We start from the raw sequence: 20928 nt of genomic DNA on the forward strand, positions 1-20928 counted from the left end.
GTTATTGTTTAGAACCTACCCATTCCCAATTCCTCATTCCCAATTTCCCATTCCCCATTCCCCATTCCCCATTCCCAATTAACAATGAGAATTTTAATTGTTGAAGACGATCCGATGATGCAACTGGGATTAGAGCAAGTTTTAGCCGACTCCCCAGAAATAGAAATAGTAGGACAAGCTGAAGACGGATATTTAGGTGTAGCAGCCGCACTGAAACTGAAACCTGATATTATTGTGATGGATATCGGTTTGCCGCGGCTGGACGGCATAGCAGCGACGCAGCAAATTAAAGCACAACTGCCGGAAGTTCGAGTGGTAATGTTAACTTCTCATACGGCTGAAACTGAAATTATTGCTGCGCTTTCTAGCGGTGCTGATGCTTATTGTATTAAAGGTGCTTCCGTAGACAGGCTGTTAGCGGCGATTGCAGCCGCAGCAGAGGGGGCTACCTACCTCGACCCTCAAATTGCTCGCACTGTCATCGAGCACCTCAAACCGCCTATACCAGCCTCTACAACTACTTATGGCCAGTTGTCACAGCGGGAATTGGAGGTGTTAAAGTTAATGGTGGAAGGTAACAGCAATCCTGAAATTGCAGCGGCGCTTTATTTGAGTCCAAATACTATTAAAACTCACGTTCGCGGTATTATGAATAAGTTGGCTGTGGACGATCGCGTGCAAGCAGCAGTTGTAGCGCTCAGAAGTGGGTTGGTGTAAAGAAGAAGGAAGAAGGAAGAAGGAAGAAGGAAGAAGGAAGAAGGAAGAGGGAAGAGGGAAGAAGGGGAGAAGGGAGAATTGCTCCATTACCAATCACCCTTGACTAATGACTAATGACTAATGACTAATGACTAATGACTAATGACTAATGACTAATTATTAGCAATTTGAGTAAGAGAATTTATGTCTGAGTGGATAGAAATCGGTACAATTGTAGCAGCTCAAGGTTTATACGGGGAAGTGCGAGTCTATCCCGATTCGGATTTCCCGGAAAGGTTTATTGAACCGGGGAGGCGGTGGCTTTTACGCCCTAAGAAAACTGAGCCGGAACCGATCGAGTTTTTGGGCGGTCGCTACATTCCGGGCAAAGGGTTGTATGCTGTAGAGGTGGAGGGTGTGGAAGACCGCGATGGCGCTGAAGCGCTGCGGGGCTGCAAGTTGTTAATCGAAAAGGGCGATCGACCTTACCTCGAACCTGATGAGTTTTACGTGCAAGATTTGATCGGTATGGAAGTGTTCAACCAGTTAACCGGCGAAATCTTAGGTAAGGTAAGCGATATTATTCCCGCAGGTAACGACCTTTTAGAAGTAGAAACAAACCTAAATCCGCCGGAACCTGTCGCCCTAGAACTAGCTAAGCCAAAACGCCCGGAAACTCCCACAGCAAACGCTGACCCCAGAAATACCCGCAAGCCACGGAAAATCCGCGTTAAAGAACCTAAATCAACTAAAATTTTGATTCCTTTTGTGCAAGAGATTGTGCCAATTGTTGACTTGGAACAAGGCAGAATTGAAATTGTCCCTCCTCCTGGTTTGTTGGAATAAATCTATAGCCTTTCTCAGGTAAATTAGGGCATCGGGCAAAGAGGGCATCGGGCATAGGATAATAGGTAATGGATAATAGGTAATAGGTAATAGGTAATAGGTAATAGGTAATAGGTAATAGTTAGTGGTTACTTGTTAGTCATTTTTATAATAACCAATGCCCTATGCCCCATGCCCCATGCCCCATGCCCTATGCCCTATGCCCTATGCCCCATTACCAATTCCCGATATTAATCTTTTCCTTTATTTGCAAACCGCACTATCAAGTAACTGATGGAAAGCGCGAAAATTGCTGCCGATAAACCAATTAAGTCGGCTGCGGTTTTTTTTTCTAGGTCAAGAATGATAATTTTTCGAGATACTGCTATCAAAGAAGTTACAATAACTAGCTCTACTTGAATTACGTGCTTTTTCAGATAAGCTGTAATATTTTCCAAGATTTCCAGGGCAATTAAAACATTTAAAAATAACCCAAATATGACAAACAAGGTCTCTTTTAACAAACTCTCGTGGTCGGTGAGCAATTCTTTTGCTAAATAAATCAGCAAATCGCAAACGCTGACGATAATTACCAAAATCATCGCCAGCGATAAAATTTTGGATATTATGACTTCTACATTTTCTGTAAAATGCAAAAATTGTTCATCGCTGCCAAACTTACAAATTTGCCTAAATAGTTTTTTCAGCATACCCGTGATATCGTGTGCGTTGAATTACCCGCAATCAACTTCTGTCCCTTGGTTGGGGCGGGTTTATGTAGATTGTTTGTCTGAATTATAGATCGTTGGTGGAACGCGCTCCTACAAATATTGCGGTTAATTTACCGGACATACTAGGATTTAGTCAACATTCAAGACAATTTTCCTATAAAAAAACCTCAAACTATTGTCTAGCAATAGTTTGAGGACTTTAAGACGCGGTACGATCGCACAAACAACTATCTATTCTCAACAGAAAATGATTGTTGACTGCTTGTTCGCACCCTCCTACATACGGTCAAGCTAAAAATTTAGCTTGGGTGGGTTTAGTAGCGGCGAGAAGAGCGGTCGTTGTTGCCCCAGTTACCGCTGTTGGAAGAACCGCGCTCTTCGCGGGGTTTTGCCTTGTTGACCTTGAGGTCGCGACCCATCCACTCAGCACCGTCAAGAGCCTCAATGGCTGCGGCTTCTTCTGCTTCTGTAGACATTTCTACGAAAGCAAAGCCCCGCATCCGACCTGTTTCGCGGTCAGCAGGCAATTGAACGCGCTTTACTGTGCCGTACTCTCCAAAAGTTTGGTTGAGGTGCTCCTGCGTTACTTCGTAGGATAAATTGCCGACATAGATAGACATTGAACATTCTCCAGAATCGAGGTTGTAGAGATTTAAATCCGGAGGAACGCCGATCGAACGAACTGTACTGCCGAAAATAAAGCCTTATAAAAATATTATAGCACCTATAGGTGCAAACTGCAATTTTTCAATCTGGGCGATCGACTAAAAATAAGGAGGAAGGAAGAAGGAAGAAGGAAGAAGGAAGAAGGAAGAAGGAAAAAGCCCCAATAAAGCAGGAAAAACTAGAAAAAATAAATTTAATTTTATTGATTCGCGAACTCTGCCGGAGAACGCAGCTTGTCGGATGCGTAATAGCTCAAAATTATTCGATAATCCTGCCCAAAAATTAGGTACAAGCCCCAAACTTATGTCGTGGATATCGGCAAATTTTAGACTCCTGTTCAAACTCCCAGATTGCATCTGTGGAGTAAATCTCAAAGCTCAAATCGACTGACAAAGGTCTTGATTCCTGTAGAGCGCCCTGCGATTGTGCCTCAGCCATAGTTAAGCAACTGGGTTTCTTGACAAAAAAACTGGAATTTTATTTGAGTATGTGGCAAGAAACCAAGGTAGATTTGGACGGCAGCTTAAGAATTGACGGTGACGGTGGATTTTTCCCAATTAAACTCCCCAACTTCTGCGACAACTTCGGCCGGAGTTTCTGCGCCCACGAGTACCAACTGCACCGCACAAGCTTTTAACTCGGGCTGTTTGGAATCTGGACAACTTGCAGGATGAGTCATGGCATTGGCTTCAGCACTTTCTGCCCACAGAGAACCCCAGTGCATCGGTACAAATAGCGTACCAGGGGCGATCGCCTTGGTGACTTTTGCGGGAAACTGAGCCTTACCGCGGCGCGATCGAACTTCTAGCAAATCTCCCTCCTTAATCTGCAATTTAGCAGCATCGCGGGGGTGAATTTCCAAAAACGGATTGGGGTGCAATTGATTAATTTTCTCGGTTCTCCCCGTGCGCGTCATCGTGTGCCAGTGTCCGTAAACTCTCCCCGTTGTCAACACAAACGGATAGTCGGGATCGGGAGGTTCTGCGAGTCCCCGCGAGTGATAGGCCGAAAATCTCGCCCGCGCGTCGGGAGTGTGAAAACGCCTGTCAGTATACAGCCGTTTCGCTTCATTCGCTGGATGCACAGGCTTATTTTCGGGACACGGCCACTGCTGCGGGCCGTGTACGCGCAAATACTCGTGGCTGAGGCCTGTCACGTCGCAAGGCCTTCCCCCTGTCAACTGCACGTACTCTTTGTATACGTCAGCGCTGCTGTCGAAAGCAAAGTGTTGGGTAAAACCCAACCGGCGGCCGACTTCTGCGAAAATCTTCCAGTCGTCGCGCGCTTCCCCGGATGGCGGATCGAAACCGGGACAAAAGGTCACCCGGCGTTCGGAATTCGTCATCACTCCGGTTTTTTCGCTCCACTGGGTTGCAGGCAGGAGGATGTGAGCGTAGGCTGAGGTTTCCGTGGGATAGTAGGCTTCTTGATACACCGTAAAGGGCGATCGCAGCAAAGCAGCTTTTGTCCGTTCCAAATCCGGCATACTCACCACCGGATTGGTGGCTGCAATCCACAGCAACTCCACATCGCCAGTTTCCAAACCCGTAATCATCTCCCAAGCATTGCGCCCAGGATTCGGGGAAATGCTTCCCGGTGCGATTCCCCAAAACTCCTCGACTTGGGTTCTGTGTTCGGCATTTTTCACAAAGCGGTAGCCTGGAAGCAAGTGAGAAAGTCCGCCCGCTTCGCGCCCTCCCATCGCGTTGGGCTGGCCGGTGAGGGAAAACGGGCCGCATCCCGGTTTGCCGATTTGACCGGTCATCAAGTGCAAATTAATCAGCGATCGCACCTTTGCCGTACCTTCGGAGGACTGGTTAATTCCCATTGACCACAGAGACAAAACCCGCTGCGACTGTTCCCAATAGTTAGCGGCCGTTTCTAATTCGCTAACAGTAATGCCGCACCGCGAGGCTACAAAATCCGGCGCGTAGTTGCTGATAACTTCAGTAAAAGCTGAAAAATTCGCCGTGCATTCTTGAATAAACTCAGGATCGATTGCCCGCCTGCGTAACAGCAAATATGCGATTCCGTTCAGCAAATCTATATCCGTCCCCGGTTTAATTGCTAAGTGCAAATCGGCTACTTCAGCAGTCGGAGTCCGCCTCGGATCTACCACAACCATCTTGACATTGGGATGCTTTTTGTGGTACTTTGCTAATCGGTTGAATACAATTGGATGGCACTCCGCTGTATTGCTGCCGATAATAAAAGCGCAATCTGTTAATTCTAAATCGTCGTAACAGCAAGGCGGCCCGTCCGAACCAAAACTTTGAACGTATCCCGAAACCGCTGAAGACATACACAAGCGAGAATTTGCATCAAAATTATTAGTGCCCAGACAACCTTTCATCAGTTTCTGGGCAACATAATAATCTTCTGTAGCGAATTGACCCGAGCCGTAAACGCACATAGCGTCAGGGCCGCTCGTGCTGCGAATTGTCTGGATGCGGTTAACAATGGCATCGAGAGCTTCGTCCCAGCTAGCGCGGCGGAAGGGTTGGTCGAGAGTCTCTCGCATCATCGGATAAAGTAGCCGATCGCTCCGAATAGACTCTGTTACCGTTGCTCCCTTAATACAAACCATGCCCTGGCTCGATGGGTGATTGCGATCGCCCCGGACTTTCCAAGTTTGTTTTTTGTCGGGAACAACTTCTAGACCGCAACCTACACCGCAGTAAGGGCAAAGAGTTTTTATAGTTTCCATCTGGTGATTTTAGATGCTAATTTTTGAAAGCTAATGGATAATTCGTAATTCGTCATTATAGTCGGAACTGAGGGCTCCTGCAAATAATGTATCTAAAATTACTAAATTACCGCAAAAATGCTTTACATAAGCGGAAAATACCCTGATTTAAAATTAACCGCTAATAAGGACTAAAGTCCTCACTACAAACCTGCCATTAGATTGGTTTGTAGTGAGGACTTTAGTCCTCAGAAATAAGGACTAAAGTCCTCACTACAAACCTGCCATCATATTGGTTTGTAGTGAGGACTTTAGTCCTCAGAAATAAGGACTAAAGTCCTCACTACAAACCTGCGAAAATGGTATAAGTCACCTACTTCGCTGTTTTAACTTCTAAGACGCCGCCGCCGCCGCTGGTCGGGCTAAAAGTTACTTGGAAATCAGCAGTTTTTTGAGCGCCTGCGGCGGCACCTGCGGGAGTTTGCAAAACCGGCAGGGGAGTTTCTTTGACGAAATCTTTAGCTGCTTTATTTGTGGGCTCGAACTGTAGGATATCTCCGTTTTGTTTCACTTTGACTCGATAGGTCAAACTTTGGGTAAATGTCGGAGTTGTCTTCCAATTTTCGTCAATTCGTGCATACAACTGATTGCCGATCGCCTCAAGTTCGGCTTTGTCGGAAATCCCTGAAGCTGCACTGGTTGCTGCTGTGGGTGCGGCGGCAGGAGTTGCAGCAGCAATTGGTGCAGGGCTGGCTGCGATCGGTGCAGGACTTGCAGCAGCACTCGGTGCAGGACTTGCAGCAGCACTCGGTGCAGGGCTGGCTGCAATTGGTGCAGGACTTACAGCAGCACTCGGTGCAGGGCTGGCTGCGATCGGTGCAGGACTGGGGGGAGAACTGACAACCGCCGTCGCAGTGGGTGCCGGTGCAGTTGCTGCCAGCTTGGCTTGCTTGAGTTGGCTGGAAACACCAGATGTATTGACAGCAGCTAAAGTCGCCATTGCTACCAACCACGAAACTGCCAGGACAGCACCTTTGATTGGCGAGGCTTCTAGGGGTTGTGCAGCGTGAGGTACAAAAGATACCGGTGGCATCGGCTTGTCAGCAGTAGGCCCAGGCTTTTTGCTAGCTGGTAATGGCAGGACGACGGGTGCTAGATCCGACTCTGTTGTATCCTCTTCGTGGTGCGCGTAGCGAGAGAACAAGAACTCTAAAGCAAAGTTGCGGAGTTCGTAATATTTCGGATCTTCCATGATCCGCGTGCGGTTGCGGGGACGGCTGAAGGGAATCTGCATATCTTCGCCGATCGATGCAGCAGGGCCGTTGGTCATCATTACGATGCGATCGGATAAAAACAAAGCTTCATCGATATCGTGAGTAATCATGACGATCGTAATTTTGTACTCGCTCCAAATTTTCAGCAATTCTTCCTGCAACTCTTCCCTGGTAATCGGATCTAGAGCTCCGAAGGGTTCGTCCAAAATCAACAGTTTGGGGCGAGTTGCCAGGGCTCGGGCGATCGCCACCCGCTGTTTCATACCGCCGGACAACTGTCCCGGTCTTTTTTGGCAAGCTTCGGTGAGACCCACTAATTCCAAGTTATCCTTGACGATCTTGTCGTGTTCCTCTGCGGACTTGTCAGCGTAAACAGTTTCAACGCCGAGGTGGATGTTTTCAGTCGCCGTCAGCCACGGTAGCAGCGAGTAGTTTTGGAATACCACCATGCGATCGGGGCCCGGTTCAGTAATCCGCGCACCTTCGAGAGCAACTTCTCCGCTTGTCGGCCCGTTGAATCCCGCAATCATGTTTAGCAAGGTTGATTTGCCACAGCCCGAGTGACCGATCAAACAAATAAATTCGCCTTCATTAATCGTCAGGTTCACACCGTCGAGAATGACAAAAGGTTTTTCTGGTTCTTTAAGATTTGGGTAGACTTTCGATACATCTTTAATAGTCAAAAAGCCTGGTTTCTTACTTTGAATCTTCGTTGCCTGGGGCGTTTTGAGAGTTTGCATATTTTCAGGATTTGGTTGGGGGTTTGCGGAATTAGACATGAGAATTTAGGATTAAGGGTTGGTAAGAGAGGTAATTAGGAAGCGGGAAATGTGGAGTCTTGTTTCCTGATTCCTTACTCTTCACTCCCTCTTCCTATTTTCCGGTTATGCTGGCAGTCTGATGGAACACTGACTGCCTATTTGTTCAATTAAGATTTCTTCAATGCGGAAGTCGCGCTTGATTTTGACCTTTTCAAGATAGTCGATCGGGTCGTCGAGATTAAAGACAGTACCGTCAAACAAGTTGATGCTGCGGCGAACTTTGGCAATATCCGGCAAACCCAACTCGCGCACTGCTTGACCGAAAACATCGGGTCGCAAAACTCGATCGACCACTTCCACCCAGTTTTTCGGGAACGGAATCAGTCCCCAGCGGGCCATCTGCGCCATCACCCACACCATTTCTAGGCGGTCTGGACAATTGGTTTGGTCAACATAGAACTGGTTGAAATTGTAGAGCATTTCGGGTTGTGCCTCTGTACCGGAGTTGTACGGGTCGAGGAACCCCGGGCGGATATCTTTTGGATCGGCACCGATATATTCTTCTTGGCAAATCAATTCTAGGATTTCTTCGCGGTTGCGGCGATCGTCGCAATATTCGCAGGCTTCCAAAAGTGCTTTGACGAGGGCGACGTGGGTTTGAGGATACTTCTGAGCCCAATCTTCGCTAACGCCGAGAACTTTTTCGATGTGTCCGGGCAGAATATCGAGGGAACGGGCCATGGCAAAACCTGTACCGTCGTTGACCGCTTTGGAGTTCCAGGGGTCGCCCGCGCAGTAGCCGTCAATGTTGCCTGCTTTTAAATTCGATACCATCTGCGCGGGCGGAATGACGGTCAAGGCCACATCCCGATCGGGGTCAATACCGCCGGCAGCCAGCCAGTAGCGAAACAGCAGATTGTGCATGGAGGCGGAGTGTACCATGCCCAAGGTATGACCTCGATCCGGAGTTTTGGCGATCGCAGCTTTGAAATCCTTTAAGGTGCGAATGCCTTGGTCGTAGAGGTGTTTCCCGAAGATAATCGAGTTGCCGTTGCGGGACAGAGTGAGGGCGCTGTTGACGGGAACCGGGGCTGCGCCGTCCAAGCCCAACAGCATGGCGATCGGCATTCCTGCAACCATTTGCGCCGCGTCCAGCCGTCCTTGGCCGATACCTTTAGCAATTTCTTTCCAGCTAGGTTCTCGGCTGAGGGTGACTTCTTCTAAGCCGTGGGCTTGGAAGAATCCTTTTTCTTTGGCTACGACTAAGGGCGCGCAGTCGGTGAGGGGAATAAAGCCGATGTCGAGGTTAATTTTTTCCAAGCCGTTGCCGGCAGTAACCACGGCTGGGGCTTGTTGTTTGGCCCGGCGCTGTTTGACCCGTTTTTGCTGGTTGAGGAAGTAAACCATTTCGTTACGCAGCGCGTAGTAACTCGGATGGTTGACCACTTCCATGCGCTTGCGGGGCCGGGGAATGTCCACTTCAAGGATTTGTCCGATTTGCGCTTCCGGGCCGTTGGTGAGCATGACAATGCGATCGCTCAGCAGCAAAGCCTCATCCACGTCGTGAGTTACCATAACGCTGGTGACTTTGCTTTCTTCGCAAATGTTCATCAATTGGTCTTGCAAACCACCGCGAGTTAAAGCATCGAGGGCGCCGAAGGGTTCGTCTAGCAGGAGCAATTTCGGGCGAATTGCCAGGGCGCGGGCGATCGCAACTCTTTGTTTCATCCCCCCAGAAATTTCGCCGGGGCGTTTGTTCGCTGCTGCCCCCAGTCCCACCAATTTAATGTGGTATTCAATTACCAACTCGCGGTCTTCTTGAGAGTTACCGCTGTAAATTTCATCTACTGCTAGGGCAATATTTTCGCGCACCGTCAGCCAAGGTAGCAGCGAGTAATTTTGAAACACCACCATTCTGTCCGGGCCTGGATCGCGGACTTCGCGCCCTTCTAAAGTAATCCCGCCCTGACTTGCTGTGTCCAGTCCGGCGATGATATTTAACAGTGTAGATTTGCCGCAACCGGAGTGTCCGATTAAGGTGATGAATTCTCCCTTTTTAATTTTAAGTTCGATATTTTTGAGAGCGATGTATTGCTCGCCATTGGGCAAGTTAAATACGCGATCTACGTGGTCTACTTCAATAAGGATTGACATGATTATTTTTTGTTAGTTTGTACTTTAGTAGATGCTGATTTTCAACTGATATCATCTGTAGGGTGCGCACTGCGCACCGAGCCCAAGTAAGATGCTGATTTTTAACTGATATCGTCTGTAGCGCCCTGCGCACCTTACTTTGTAAGATGCTAATTTTTAACTGATATCATCTGTAGGGTGCGCACTGCGCACCTTACTTTGTACTTTCAAATCTCAACCAAATCCTATTTTTGTTCTTCAGGAACAACTTTGGAAGCGATGAAACCAACGAGTCTGTCTAAAACTAAACCGACAATTCCTACATAAAGCACTGCCAGAATCACGGCGCTGAGTCGAGAACTGTTGTAAGCATCCCAGATGAAGAAGCCGATACCGACACCGCCGACTAACATTTCCGCAGCCACGATCGCCAGCCAAGACAAACCGATACCAATTCTCAAGCCTGTGAAAATGTAAGGAACAGAAGACGGTAGCAAGATTTTCCAGAAGTATTTTTGGTTGGGGAGGCGCAAAACCCGGGCGACGTTTCTGTAATCTTGGGGTATTTGTTGAACGCCTACTGTCGTGTTAATCAGAATCGGCCAGATTGCTGTAATTAAGATTACAAAAAGCGCTGAAATTTCGTTAGCTTTCATCCCCAATCCTTCAAAGGGATTGAACTGTTGAAATACGGCCAAAGAAATGGGCAGCCAAGCTAGAGGAGGGATAGTTCTGAATACTTGAAACAGCGGGTCTAAAGCATCGTACATTAAAGAGTTTGTGCCGACCAATATTCCCAAACCAATGCCGAGAATTGCTGCTAGAGTAAAGCCGATCGCCACCCGCTGCAAGCTAGCCGCCAATTGCCAAAATAAACCTTTGTCGGTGCCGCCGTTGTCGAAGAACGGATTGATAATCAGATTCCAGCTTTCTTGAACAGCTTTGATCGGGCCTGGTAAGGCGGATGCGGAGTCGTGGCAGAGGATTTGCCAAATTACTAGCAAAACTGTGATCGCAACTAACGGTCGAATAATTTTTCTGCGATTTTTTTGAACCTGCTCCAGAAAGGAATTTAACGGATTTTTGCTCTTAGAAACAGAGAGGTTGGTTGCCATTTGTCTATTTTCAGTGAGGAATTAGCAGTGAATGGATAATTACTTATAGATGCCGTGACCTGATTAAAAGTTTGAAACTTGCAATTTTGGCAAACAAAATTATGGTTTCAAGGCTTGTCGTCAATTCGAGATGCTAAATGTAAATCTTTAATCGATTTACGAGCTAATGGTTAATCTCAAGCTGTTAACCATTAGCATTTTTGGGTTCCGGATTAGGCTTTCTTGATAGCCAGACCCTTCAGATATTCTTCTGGTTTGTCTGGGTCAAATTTCACGCCGTCAAAGAAGGTTTCGACGCCGCGAGAAGTGGTAGCCGGAATTTGGGCGGCGGGAACGCCAAGTGCTGTCGCTGCTGCTTTCCAAATATCTTCGCGGTTAACTTTATCAACCGTGGCTTTGATGTCGGTAGTTGCCGGCATATAACCCCAGCGAATATTTTCAGTGATGAACCAAGCATCGTGGCTCTTGTAGGGATAGGAAGCATTGTCAGCCCAGAATTTCATTGCGACTAAACTAGCTGCTTCCTTGCGATCGGTTCCGTAGTCAATTTCACCTTTAGCGCGACCGATAATATCTGCAACTGGTACTTTCAACCACTTATCAGCAGAGATGATTGTACACATCTCTTCTTTGTTTTCTGGCTTGTCGCACCACTGTTGGGCTTCCAGTACAGCCATGGTAATTGCTTTGGTAGCTTTCGGATTTTTCTCAACCCAATCGGCTCTCAAAGTTAAGGCTTTTTCTGGGTGATCTTTCCAAAGTTCTCCCGTTACTAAGGCGGTGTATCCGACCTTTTGAGCAACTAGCTGGGCATTCCAAGGTTCGCCGACGCAAAAGGCTTCCATGCTGCCGGATTTCATGTTAGCTACCATTTGAGGCGGCGGTACGGGAATAACAGAAACTTCTGTATTTGGATCGATGCCACCGGCTGCTAACCAATAGCGCATCCACAAATCGTGGGTGCCGCCGGGAAAGGTAATCGCCACTTTCTGATTGGCGAGGGCTGCTTTGAGAGCTTTGCTGTCTGTACCTACTTTTAAATCTAGGTATTTTTTGCTGAGGGAAATTGCCTGACCGTTGGTATTTAACCGGGCGACAATGTTCATCGGCACTGGTTGATTGCCTTTGGTAATTGTGCCTAGGGTCATTTGGTAAGGCATGGGGGAGAGGATGTGGGCTCCGTCAATGCCACCTTTTTCAGAACCGAGTTCTAGGTTGTCGCGAGTAACTGGCCAAGATGCTTGTTTGAGGATTTGTACGTCTTTCATGCCGTACTTGGCAAATAACCCTTTTTCTTGGGCGATGATTATGGGTGCGGAGTCGGTGAGGGCGATGAATCCGAGTTTGGCGGTGGTAACTTCGGGGGCGTCGGCGGGGTTGACGTTGACTGCTGGGGCGGCGGTGGGTGAGGCACCACCGGCTGCGGGGGTGGGGCTGCCGCTAGTAGTGCTGGAACCGGAACTGCAACCGTGGGCGAGGAGGGTGCCGGCTGCTGTTGCTCCGGCGGTGATGATGAATTTTCTTCTGGAAAGGTTGCTCATTTGTCTTGAATTGTTGTTGTACTTTGAAATGCGAGAAAGGTGAGATGCCTGATGTGAGATTGGTTGATGACCTTGGCAATGACAGAATTTCGATCGCAATGAGAGAATATCATTCCCGATGACATAATTCTGTTCGCAATGAGATAATTCTTTGGGTCTCTCGAATCTCACACTGTGATACTAGGCGTCGATCGACACTTTGCCGATCGCCCGCGCGCTGCAAGCTAAGATGAACCCTGGTTCTAAATCTGCCGCCGCATCGGGTTGGCTGTCGTAGACGGTTTTGCCTTCTAGGAGTTGCTGCTTGCAAGTGCCGCAGGTTCCCGATCGACAACTGCTGTCGAGTTCGACTCCGGCGCGATCGGCAACGTCGAGAATGAACTCATCTTCGCTGCAAGCAACTGTTTTGCCCGATCGAGCGAAAATGACAGTAGATGTCTGAGGTTTCGCCACCAGAGCCGTTTCGTCCCTATCTACCGTCAGTTGCAGTTGCCTGTTGAGGGCAGCGACATCCCCGGAAGCTTGATTGGGAACGGCCCCAAACTGCTCGACTAACAGTTGGTGCAGCACCGGTTTGAGGTCTTCGCAAGGAATGCTTTTTTGGACGCAAGTACCCAAATGAGCGTCTTTGCCCACTGTGCCTCCCATGTAGATGTCCACACCTTCGAGGGTTTTGCCGTTCTTGCGAACTTTTGTGCCCATCAAACCGATGTCGGCAACCTGGGGTTGACCGCAGGAATTCGGGCAACCAGTCCAGTGAATTCTGACCGGTTTGGGAACCGAGAGTTCGGCTTCCAGTTCCCGAATCATTGCCACGGATCGGGCTTTGGTTTCGATGAGGGCGAAGTTGCAAAACTTTGAGCCGGTGCAGGAAACCAAGGCGCGCATCAATGGTGCGGGGTCGATCGAGAAACGTTGCAATAACGGTTCTTTTACGAGGGATTCGAGGCGCGAGTCCGGAACGTTGGGAACAATTACATTTTCTTCGACGGTGAGCCTGAGCTCGCCGCTGCCGTAAACCTCAGCGATTCTGGCCAAATCGTACAAATCCGCTGCTTGCAAGCGTCCGACGGGAACGTGCAACCCTACATAGTTGAGCCCTGATTGTTTTTGCGCGTAGATGCCGATGTGATCGCGTTTGTCCCAGATGATTTCATCTTTGGGCGAGGCGGGGGGCAAAGTGCGACCTACTTCTTGTTCGACTGCGGCGCGGAATTGTTCGATGCCGAGTTCGTCAATCAGCCACATCAAGCGGGATTTTTGGCGGTTTGCTCTCGGGCCTCGATCGCGATACACAGTTAAGATTGCTCTGCACAAATCTACAACATCGCTAGGACTTGCCCAGACGTTGAGGGGAATTGCAGCTTCGCAGCGTTTGGCGGAGAAGAAGCCGCCGACTAAAACGTTGAAGCCGATGTTGCCGTCAGAGTAAGCGGGTACGAAGGCGATGTCATTGATTTCGGCGTGGACTGAGTTATCGCGGCAACCTGCGATCGCAATATTAAACTTTCTCGGCAGATTGGAAAACTCTGGATTGCCTTCACCGCTGTTGGTAATCATGTCTTGGACTTGGTTCGCCAATTCCCACGTATCTATCAGTTCGTCGGCGTCCAAGCCTGCGACTGGGGAACCCGTAATGTTACGTACATTGTCCATGCCAGACTGAATGCTGGTCATCCCCGCTTCCTTGAGGCGGCGGAAGATGTCGGGCACGTCTTCGATCCGAACTCCGCGCAGTTGCAGGTTTTGTCTGGTGGTGATGTCAGCGCTGCCATCGGAGCCGTAGCGCTGTAATATGTCTGCTAGCGTTCTAGTTTGATTGCTGGTAATGACGCCGTTGGGCAAGCGCAGGCGCATCATGAATTTGCCCGGAGTTACTGGCCGAAAGAAGATGCCGAGCCATTTGAGGCGGTGCTCGCGATCGATTTCGTCCATTGCTTCCCAGCCGATTTGGGCGAAGTGGTCTAGTTCGGCTTTGACTGCTAAGCCATCTTTTTCGGCTTTGAGTTTTTCAAACTTGTTCAAGCTGGCTTTGGGTTCTACTGTTTGGGTCATCGATTTACCCTCGCTGCTGGTTTATTCCCTGAGGTATTGACTTGGAGCATAAAGTGTGTTTCCTGCTAACCTTAATGAGCCTATGGATTTAAAACTGTATATTTAGTTACTAGATCGAATTTCTTTTAAGCATGGTTGGTGTTCTGTATACTTGAGCTTTCCTGCTGCCTCGAATGCCGCCAAACTATGTATGGTTATAGTTCCTACCGATGGTTCGATCGATCGCTGCGTTTCGATGCACCTTTGTTATTAACTAATGTAAAGCGCATCACCCTAAATATTCGTAGCTATTTTTACAAAATATTAAGTTTTATGATATTTTTGCATAGACCTGATGCGTTTAATACATGAGTAATGGGTAAAGACACACACAGAGCCGAAAAAGCTCTATAAATCTTTAGATTTTGGAGCCGAGAGAGGGAAATTGGCAGATTTAAAATAAGATTGTGACGGCGATCGCAGACTTCAAACGCCGCTCGTCACAAAATAAGCTCCGTGGTTATCACACAGTTAGCCTCAAAACATCACGTTCTCTGCTATGCCACCGTCACTCTTAATTTTTGGAGAACGAGAGATGATACTTCTATCCAATGAGAGGGAACGTTTCATGTTTTTGGTTCAACTTATCCCCGGTGCTATTTCCGAAATACTTGCCTCTGTTACCGATACGGGCAGTTTGACTGTAGCCGATCGCTACGGTTTGATGGCGGCTGTATTGGATGACTCTCTCCCCGAGGAAGACAGACATTCGCTCAACCGCCTGCTGCGCTCGGCGATCAAGGGAAAAGTCAAAATTGTCAGCGAACTCTCGGCGATATGTTAAGAGTCGGGAAAAATTCGATCGATTTATGCAGCACTTCAATTACAGAAACTACCGCCCGAGTTAGAAGCAACCCGCGATGCCTGCTGTGATATTATTGCAGGAAGATTTTTGACTGTTCTTAAAACACGCGATCGCCCCAACCCCGGAGCGTCGATTTGAGATTTTCTATTTTTCGATTTGAGATTTACTCTCTAGCGATCGGCCCCTCAGTCCTAGGGTGTAGTGAAGAGCGATCGATGGCTAACTGCCCTATCGACAATCAAACTATCGGCACACCTGTAACTCAAGGCTTGAGGAAACAACCCTGCTTTTGAGTCGTTCCCAACACTTCATTTGTAGCAATGGTTGAGAGAAGTGATAGAATTTTGGGCGATCGGCATTTGAAGACTTGGAGGACTGAAGTCCTCACTACAAACGTAATTATAATTATTCAACCGGGCGGGAGATGAAAGGCAAGTTATGAAAATCCTCAATCAAACAATCGAAATCCTCACAGAATCAGGCATCAACATTTACAACATCACGCCGCAAATTGTCCAGCTTCTGGACGCAAGTGCAGTAAAAAATGGACAAGTCCTAGTATTTTCCAGACACACGACGACAGCTTTAGCAATCAATGAAAACGAAGAAAGATTGCTAGCAGATATTAAAGTATACCTGCAAAAATTAGCGCCCCCAGGCGACAAATACCTGCACAACGACCTGCATTTAAGAATAGTTCCACCAGACGAACCGATCAACGCGCACTCTCACCTGATGGCCATGACACTCAGTACCAGCGAAGTCATTCCAGTTGCTGAAGGTAAATTAGCACTCGGGACTTGGCAATCAGTTTTGTTTTTTGACTTAGACGGGCCGCGAAATAGAACTGTAAGTATTCAAATTATGGGCGAATAAGTTGTTGTGTATTTAAATTGCTGCATATTTCGATCGCCGATCGCAAATCTTCAAACCCTCAGACAATTTAGATTCAGTACAACTTACCGAAAAATAAGGTTTAAAGTCCCTGGACTCTGCTGTGCTGGTTGTGGCGGGAGTTGATTCTTGAGTTACGGGTATTGGTTGTTTTTTTTGACAAATCTCAGTGATATTACGTAATTACCGACAAAATCTTTACCAAAACTTTAATAAAGTCTACCGGAATGTGTGATTTACTGAAAATCAAAATAGTCGATCGACAGAATAAATACTTTAACACACATTCATCAGAGAGTTTTTTATGAATTCCATTACAAAAAACAGCATTCGCTGGACTTACTCGGTGGCTGTCTTCCTTGCAATTATTGGATTACAGCCACAAAAGGCTACAGCAGCAACCCTATCTAACGGCTGGAATTATGCGATCGACTCCTTCAACGACGGCGTAACAGGGCCCCAAATCGGCGGCGGCGAATTTGAATTTTATGGCATCGCCGTCAAAGAAACATCAGATACAGCTTTCATCGCCATCAACTCCAATCTCAGTTTAGCCGGATATGCAGACAGCGCCGCTCAGTCCGGCAACATCAACTACGGCGATTTGTTCTTCAATTTTTCCGGCCAAAACTTCGATACAGCTAACGCAAATCGCAGCTTATTTGCCGTTCGCTTTGCCGAGGGAAATGACTCAGGCGTGGCGACAACAGGCGTTTACAGCAATGTTACCGCTAAAAACGTCACCAAAACTAACTCCGGCTTTATCAATTTAAATCAATACAATACCACAGTTGCATCTGGAGGCGGCACCCCATCAATGGGTGATTTAGCCGCCACCGACCCCTATTTTCAACAAACAGGAAACTGGACAGTTCTCAACTCAATTGCTTCTGGTACAAAAGTTGCAGAAATCTCTTCTTTAACGCCAGCAACTTTGAGCGCCATGGGTCTAGATTTCTCGCAGTTTAATGCAGTAGGTTCTCAAACAATCGGATTCAGTTTCAATAAATCTGCAATACCTTCTGGCAGTTATGTTGCTAATTTGTTTGCTGAGTGCGCTAATGATGCGATCGCCATTAAAGGAGAATTTGAGGCTGTACCCGAACCTTCTACATGGTTCGGTACTTTAGCCGGATTGAGCTTTTTAGGTATGGGTGCGGCGAAAGGCAAAATGAAGCGCAAGATTGCTTCAGGCGATCGCAGAATTCTGAAGAACCGGCAAGATGTCGGTTCCACAAAAACTACATTTTCTGGTGGAGCTGGCATCTTGCGTATCCTGAGGAACCGGCAAGATGCCGGTTCCACAAAAACTCAATATTCTGGTGGAATGGGCATCTTGCCCGTTCCTAAAAACCTTATCGCGAGATAAAATGCGCCCAAACATTCCCATCTGGCCCCGCAACTTGATTGATGTAGCCGTAGGGATAAATCAACTTTCTCCCCTCAGTATCGCTGTAACCGGTGAGTGCATCTCCCCAAGGATCTTGCACGATATAACCGTCAGAATTGTAGCCAATTAAAGTGATAATGTGACCCGCAGCAGTAAAATCTCCCGCTAAAACTACGGGCCGCCGATTCAGCAATTGCGATCGCACATCAGCCCACTGGCGAGTCGTACTAAAACTCGTCTTAAACCCGTAAGCTTGAATCAGCGCCGAAAGCACGTTGTGATCGGTTTGAGAACCCTGGCCGGCATAGTCGAAACACCACTGCAACAACTCATCCTCCAACTGTCCGCCGAACTTAGAACGAAGGCCGTAATAATACATCACCATCGCGATCGCAGTTACATTGCAAGTAGACCAATCAAAACGCGGATTGTCCCGCTGCGAAAAATACGGCACGTTCAACTCCACATTGTTCGGAACCGGATCGAAAATTTTATCTCCCCGCTTGAACTGAACAAAACTCGGAAAAACATAACCTGTATTGCCAAAATTCGGCAGTTCTTCAGTCAGGGAAACTTTCAGGTGATCCGCTTCCAAACCGTAGCTTTCCACGCCGTAAACTCTACCTAAAGGCAGCGTAGTTCTTTCTGTAGCGGTCAGCTTGGCAGCATCTACGGGGCGTTTTTTAAACACAGTTGGTTGCAGCATTGTCATCGTCAAAGCAGCGGGATCAAAGGGAACTTCTTTGCCATTTTTCTTGATTTGAACAGACTGCCAATAGATAAATCCCACATTGCCAAAACCGGGAATAGCTTCGGCGAAAGTTACTCGAAAATGCCCCAAAATGCAGGCATAACCAGTAATGGCGTAGGTGCTGCCTAAAATTAGTTGAGAAATTTGGTTTGCAGGCAGTTTTGATGAATCTTGTGGTTTACCTTTAATCAGAGTTGTTTGAGTTACTAACAGTTGAGCGTTCCCGTTGCTATTTGGTACGTCTGCTAGGTCAAATTTCAGGACTTTTGTACCTTTGGCAAGCTGAACGTCGGGTTCGTACAAATAGCCAAAAGTGCCGATCGGCGAAATTGCTGAATCCAGAACTACCTTGAGATGCCCGTCAATAAATCCGTACTTGCTAAGCGCCAAAGTCTGGCCTGCTTTGACAAGAACTTTTTGCTGGTTGTTGAGGCGGGAACCATCAACTGGGGCTACCTTAAACCAAGTGTCGGAAACTATCTTTAAAGTCAAATCTTTTCCGACAGTCAGCGGATCTGAACTTACGGTAATATAAATTATTTGGCTGCCGGTAATGTTGCCTTTGCTGTCAGTTGCCCGCAATCTCAGCCAGCGAGCTCCGGGTATGCTAAATCCTTTGGGCAAATTCACTTGCCAAGTGCCTGCTTTTTGGTTTAGTGTTACGGTTAGCGGCAGTTTGTCCTCAGCTATTACTTCAACTTTTGCTGCTTCTTGCTTGTCAAAAGTACCTGAAAGTGCGATCGCCTGATTGACCAAAACCTCCGTCGGGCCTTGATAAGTTAAATTGGGCGCTGGATTGAAAGATTTGCCTCCTCTGGCAAATTGCACGAAATCGGGAAAAACAAAACCCGTATTGCCAAAGGGCGGCAAATTTTCAGTCAGCGAAACTTTAATATGACCTTGTTCGATCGAGAATCCAGAAATTCCGTAAATCATTCCCGCCGGCAAAGTGATTTTTTCTGGCAGTTGCAGCTTGACAGCATCCACCAGCAGCTTTTTAAACGCAGTAGTTTTGACAACAGTCATGGTAACTGCATTTCTGTCAAAGGCAATCCCCTTGCCGTCTTGCAAAATCTGGACGTGTTGCGAGTACATAAATCCCGAATTGCCGAAGTTGGGAATCGGGCGATCGAGAGTGACTCGAAAATGATTTTCCACGCAAGCGTAGCCGAAGATATTGAAAGTTTCCCCCTGGTTAAATCGGACTTTCTGAGTCGGGCTTAAAATAGTCGAATCTGCGGGGTTGCGCTTTAACCAGGTTTTTTTGTTCACCCACAGCAACTGCATTCCAGGGGGCGGGGTAGGTAGATCCGCGCGATCGAATATCAGGATTTTTGCGCCTTTGGTTACGAGTACGTGTTTTTCGTAAAAAAAGCCGGATTTTCCCACCGGAGAAATTGGATTATTTAGTTGAACATTCAGGTGTCCGTCTTCTAACTCATAGTCGCTAATTTGATAACTTTTACCTGCTGGTATTTCCGCTTTTTGCTGAGAGTTGAGACTGGCTGCCGGCACTGTTCCGGCTTTTAATAGAGTATCTTGGAGCGTAATTAACGTGAAGAGTTGTTGCGAGGAGTTAGACGCGGGATTAACTTTGATGTTAATTGTTTGTTCGCCGATAACTTGGCCTGTTTTATCAGTGGCCTTCACCTGCACCGTGCGAGTACCGGCGCTATCGAATCCTTTCTCTAAACTAATGTTCCAAATGCCTGTCGATAAATTTATCCCCGCCTTCAGGGCATTTGAGCCTTCGGCTGCCGAGATTGCCGCCACTTGATTTTTGTCAAAAGTGCCAACTAAGACAGAGGCTCGATTGGCCTCAATTTCTTGTGGGCCTAAGTAACTCAAAATAGTCTTGGTGCTTGTCATTATCTATCCGCCTACCTACTTAATTATTCAGCTACAGCAAGGATAACTTCTCATTTTATCAAACACAACGATCCGATCCCGGACACCATCGCCCCTAGACTGAATTTAGGGGCGGTTGATGCGTTTTCCAGCATGAATTTTTAATTGTGGGCGGGATATTTGCCGCAAATCTAACTGTAGGGTGCAACCTAAGCACCTTACCCAAATATACGGGCGATCGAGCGGATTTGTGGTGCAATTTTTGGGGGAATAAATTTAGTGGGAGGAGGCTATTACCCCCTGTACCTTTGACCCCTCACTTTAGATGGTTTTAGATTTTAGATTTTAGATTTTAGATTTTAGATTTTAGATGGTGGGCGATCGATTAACTGCAATCAAATTCCTTCGTAGTGCGGACTTCAGTCCGCTCTCATCGTTCGTAGTGCGGACTTTAGTCCGCTCTCATGCTGCGGACTGAAGTCCGCGCTACAAACTGGCGAGCATAAGAGCGGACTGAAGTCCGCACTACAAACCGTTTTTGTTATAGTAATTGACCGGAGATGATATTATATGGGGGATGATTTACTGGATAAGTTTTAAGCTTGCCGGTAGTTGGATTATTTTGCAAAAATGGTATTAATCCGGAATTACAAAAAAACCCGGTTTCTACGAGAATATTGCCTGTAGCAACGAGATATCTCGAAAGAAACCGGGTTTT

General features: G+C 47.4%; 14 protein-coding genes and 1 pseudogene. 5 read left to right on the forward strand and 10 right to left on the reverse strand.

Features of this window, described 5'->3' with window-relative positions; all coding sequences use genetic code 11:
• Nucleotides 1–84: 84 nt before the first annotated feature.
• Both JGK39_RS16875 and rimM read left to right on the forward strand, forming a co-directional pair.
• Nucleotides 85–717, forward strand: a complete 633-nt coding sequence (locus JGK39_RS16875; RefSeq protein WP_293258841.1) for a response regulator transcription factor — start codon at nt 85–87, stop codon at nt 715–717.
• 183 nt (nt 718–900) lie between these two features.
• Entirely contained in the window at nt 901–1542 is a 642-nt protein-coding gene (gene rimM / locus JGK39_RS16880) for a ribosome maturation factor RimM (protein WP_293258843.1), read from the forward strand.
• A 230-nt stretch (nt 1543–1772) separates the two neighbouring features.
• Here the strand turns inward: rimM and JGK39_RS16885 are convergent, their stop codons facing one another.
• The 9 genes and pseudogenes from JGK39_RS16885 to JGK39_RS16920 form a co-directional block, all read right to left on the reverse strand.
• Nucleotides 1773–2231, reverse strand: a complete 459-nt coding sequence (locus JGK39_RS16885) for a phosphate-starvation-inducible PsiE family protein (protein WP_293258845.1) — start codon at nt 2229–2231, stop codon at nt 1773–1775.
• Nucleotides 2232–2566: 335 nt separating this feature from the next.
• Nucleotides 2567–2872 carry an RNA-binding protein gene (locus JGK39_RS16890; protein ID WP_293148182.1) on the reverse strand — a complete coding sequence of 102 codons (306 nt, stop codon included), beginning with the start codon at nt 2870–2872 and terminating at the stop codon, nt 2567–2569.
• A gap of 569 nt (nt 2873–3441) precedes the next feature.
• Nucleotides 3442–5625 carry a nitrate reductase gene (locus tag JGK39_RS16895; RefSeq protein WP_293258849.1) on the reverse strand — a complete coding sequence of 728 codons (2184 nt, stop codon included), beginning with the start codon at nt 5623–5625 and terminating at the stop codon, nt 3442–3444.
• A 352-nt stretch (nt 5626–5977) separates the two neighbouring features.
• Entirely contained in the window at nt 5978–7657 is a 1680-nt protein-coding gene (locus JGK39_RS16900) for a nitrate ABC transporter ATP-binding protein (protein ID WP_293258851.1), read from the reverse strand.
• A gap of 105 nt (nt 7658–7762) precedes the next feature.
• Nucleotides 7763–9793 (reverse strand): nitrate ABC transporter ATP-binding protein, encoded by a 2031-nt coding sequence (locus JGK39_RS16905; protein WP_293258853.1) that lies wholly within the window; start codon nt 9791–9793, stop codon nt 7763–7765.
• Between the two features lie 224 nt (nt 9794–10017).
• Nucleotides 10018–10887, reverse strand: a complete 870-nt coding sequence (gene ntrB, locus JGK39_RS16910) for a nitrate ABC transporter permease (RefSeq protein ID WP_293258855.1) — start codon at nt 10885–10887, stop codon at nt 10018–10020.
• A gap of 212 nt (nt 10888–11099) precedes the next feature.
• Complete coding sequence (locus tag JGK39_RS16915; protein WP_293258857.1) at nt 11100–12428, reverse strand: CmpA/NrtA family ABC transporter substrate-binding protein; 1329 nt, start codon at nt 12426–12428, stop codon at nt 11100–11102.
• Between the two features lie 180 nt (nt 12429–12608).
• The gene (locus JGK39_RS33610; RefSeq protein ID WP_366048910.1) at nt 12609–12881 is read right to left on the reverse strand and encodes a 2Fe-2S iron-sulfur cluster binding domain-containing protein; all 273 of its coding nucleotides are present in this window, start codon (nt 12879–12881) and stop codon (nt 12609–12611) included.
• A 75-nt stretch (nt 12882–12956) separates the two neighbouring features.
• Nucleotides 12957–14483: pseudogene (locus JGK39_RS16920) on the reverse strand (ferredoxin--nitrite reductase); the annotation flags it as partial.
• Between the two features lie 607 nt (nt 14484–15090).
• Here JGK39_RS16920 and JGK39_RS16925 point away from each other — a divergent pair.
• The 3 genes from JGK39_RS16925 to JGK39_RS16935 all read left to right on the forward strand — a co-directional run bounded on the left by JGK39_RS16925 (nt 15091) and on the right by JGK39_RS16935 (nt 17590).
• Nucleotides 15091–15306, forward strand: a complete 216-nt coding sequence (locus tag JGK39_RS16925; RefSeq protein ID WP_293258877.1) for a hypothetical protein — start codon at nt 15091–15093, stop codon at nt 15304–15306.
• Between the two features lie 459 nt (nt 15307–15765).
• The gene (locus JGK39_RS16930) at nt 15766–16203 is read left to right on the forward strand and encodes a secondary thiamine-phosphate synthase enzyme YjbQ (RefSeq protein ID WP_293258861.1); all 438 of its coding nucleotides are present in this window, start codon (nt 15766–15768) and stop codon (nt 16201–16203) included.
• 322 nt (nt 16204–16525) lie between these two features.
• The gene (locus JGK39_RS16935) at nt 16526–17590 is read left to right on the forward strand and encodes an XDD3 family exosortase-dependent surface protein (RefSeq protein WP_293296942.1); all 1065 of its coding nucleotides are present in this window, start codon (nt 16526–16528) and stop codon (nt 17588–17590) included.
• Here the strand turns inward: JGK39_RS16935 and JGK39_RS16940 are convergent.
• Entirely contained in the window at nt 17577–20231 is a 2655-nt protein-coding gene (locus JGK39_RS16940; protein WP_293296940.1) for a C39 family peptidase, read from the reverse strand. The two genes, JGK39_RS16935 and JGK39_RS16940, sit on opposite strands and share 14 nt — an antisense overlap.
• Between the last annotated feature and the right edge of the window lie 697 nt (nt 20232–20928).

It is taken from the genome of Microcoleus sp. PH2017_12_PCY_D_A (genome assembly GCF_020738565.1).
Lineage (GTDB): Bacteria > Cyanobacteriota > Cyanobacteriia > Cyanobacteriales > Microcoleaceae > Microcoleus.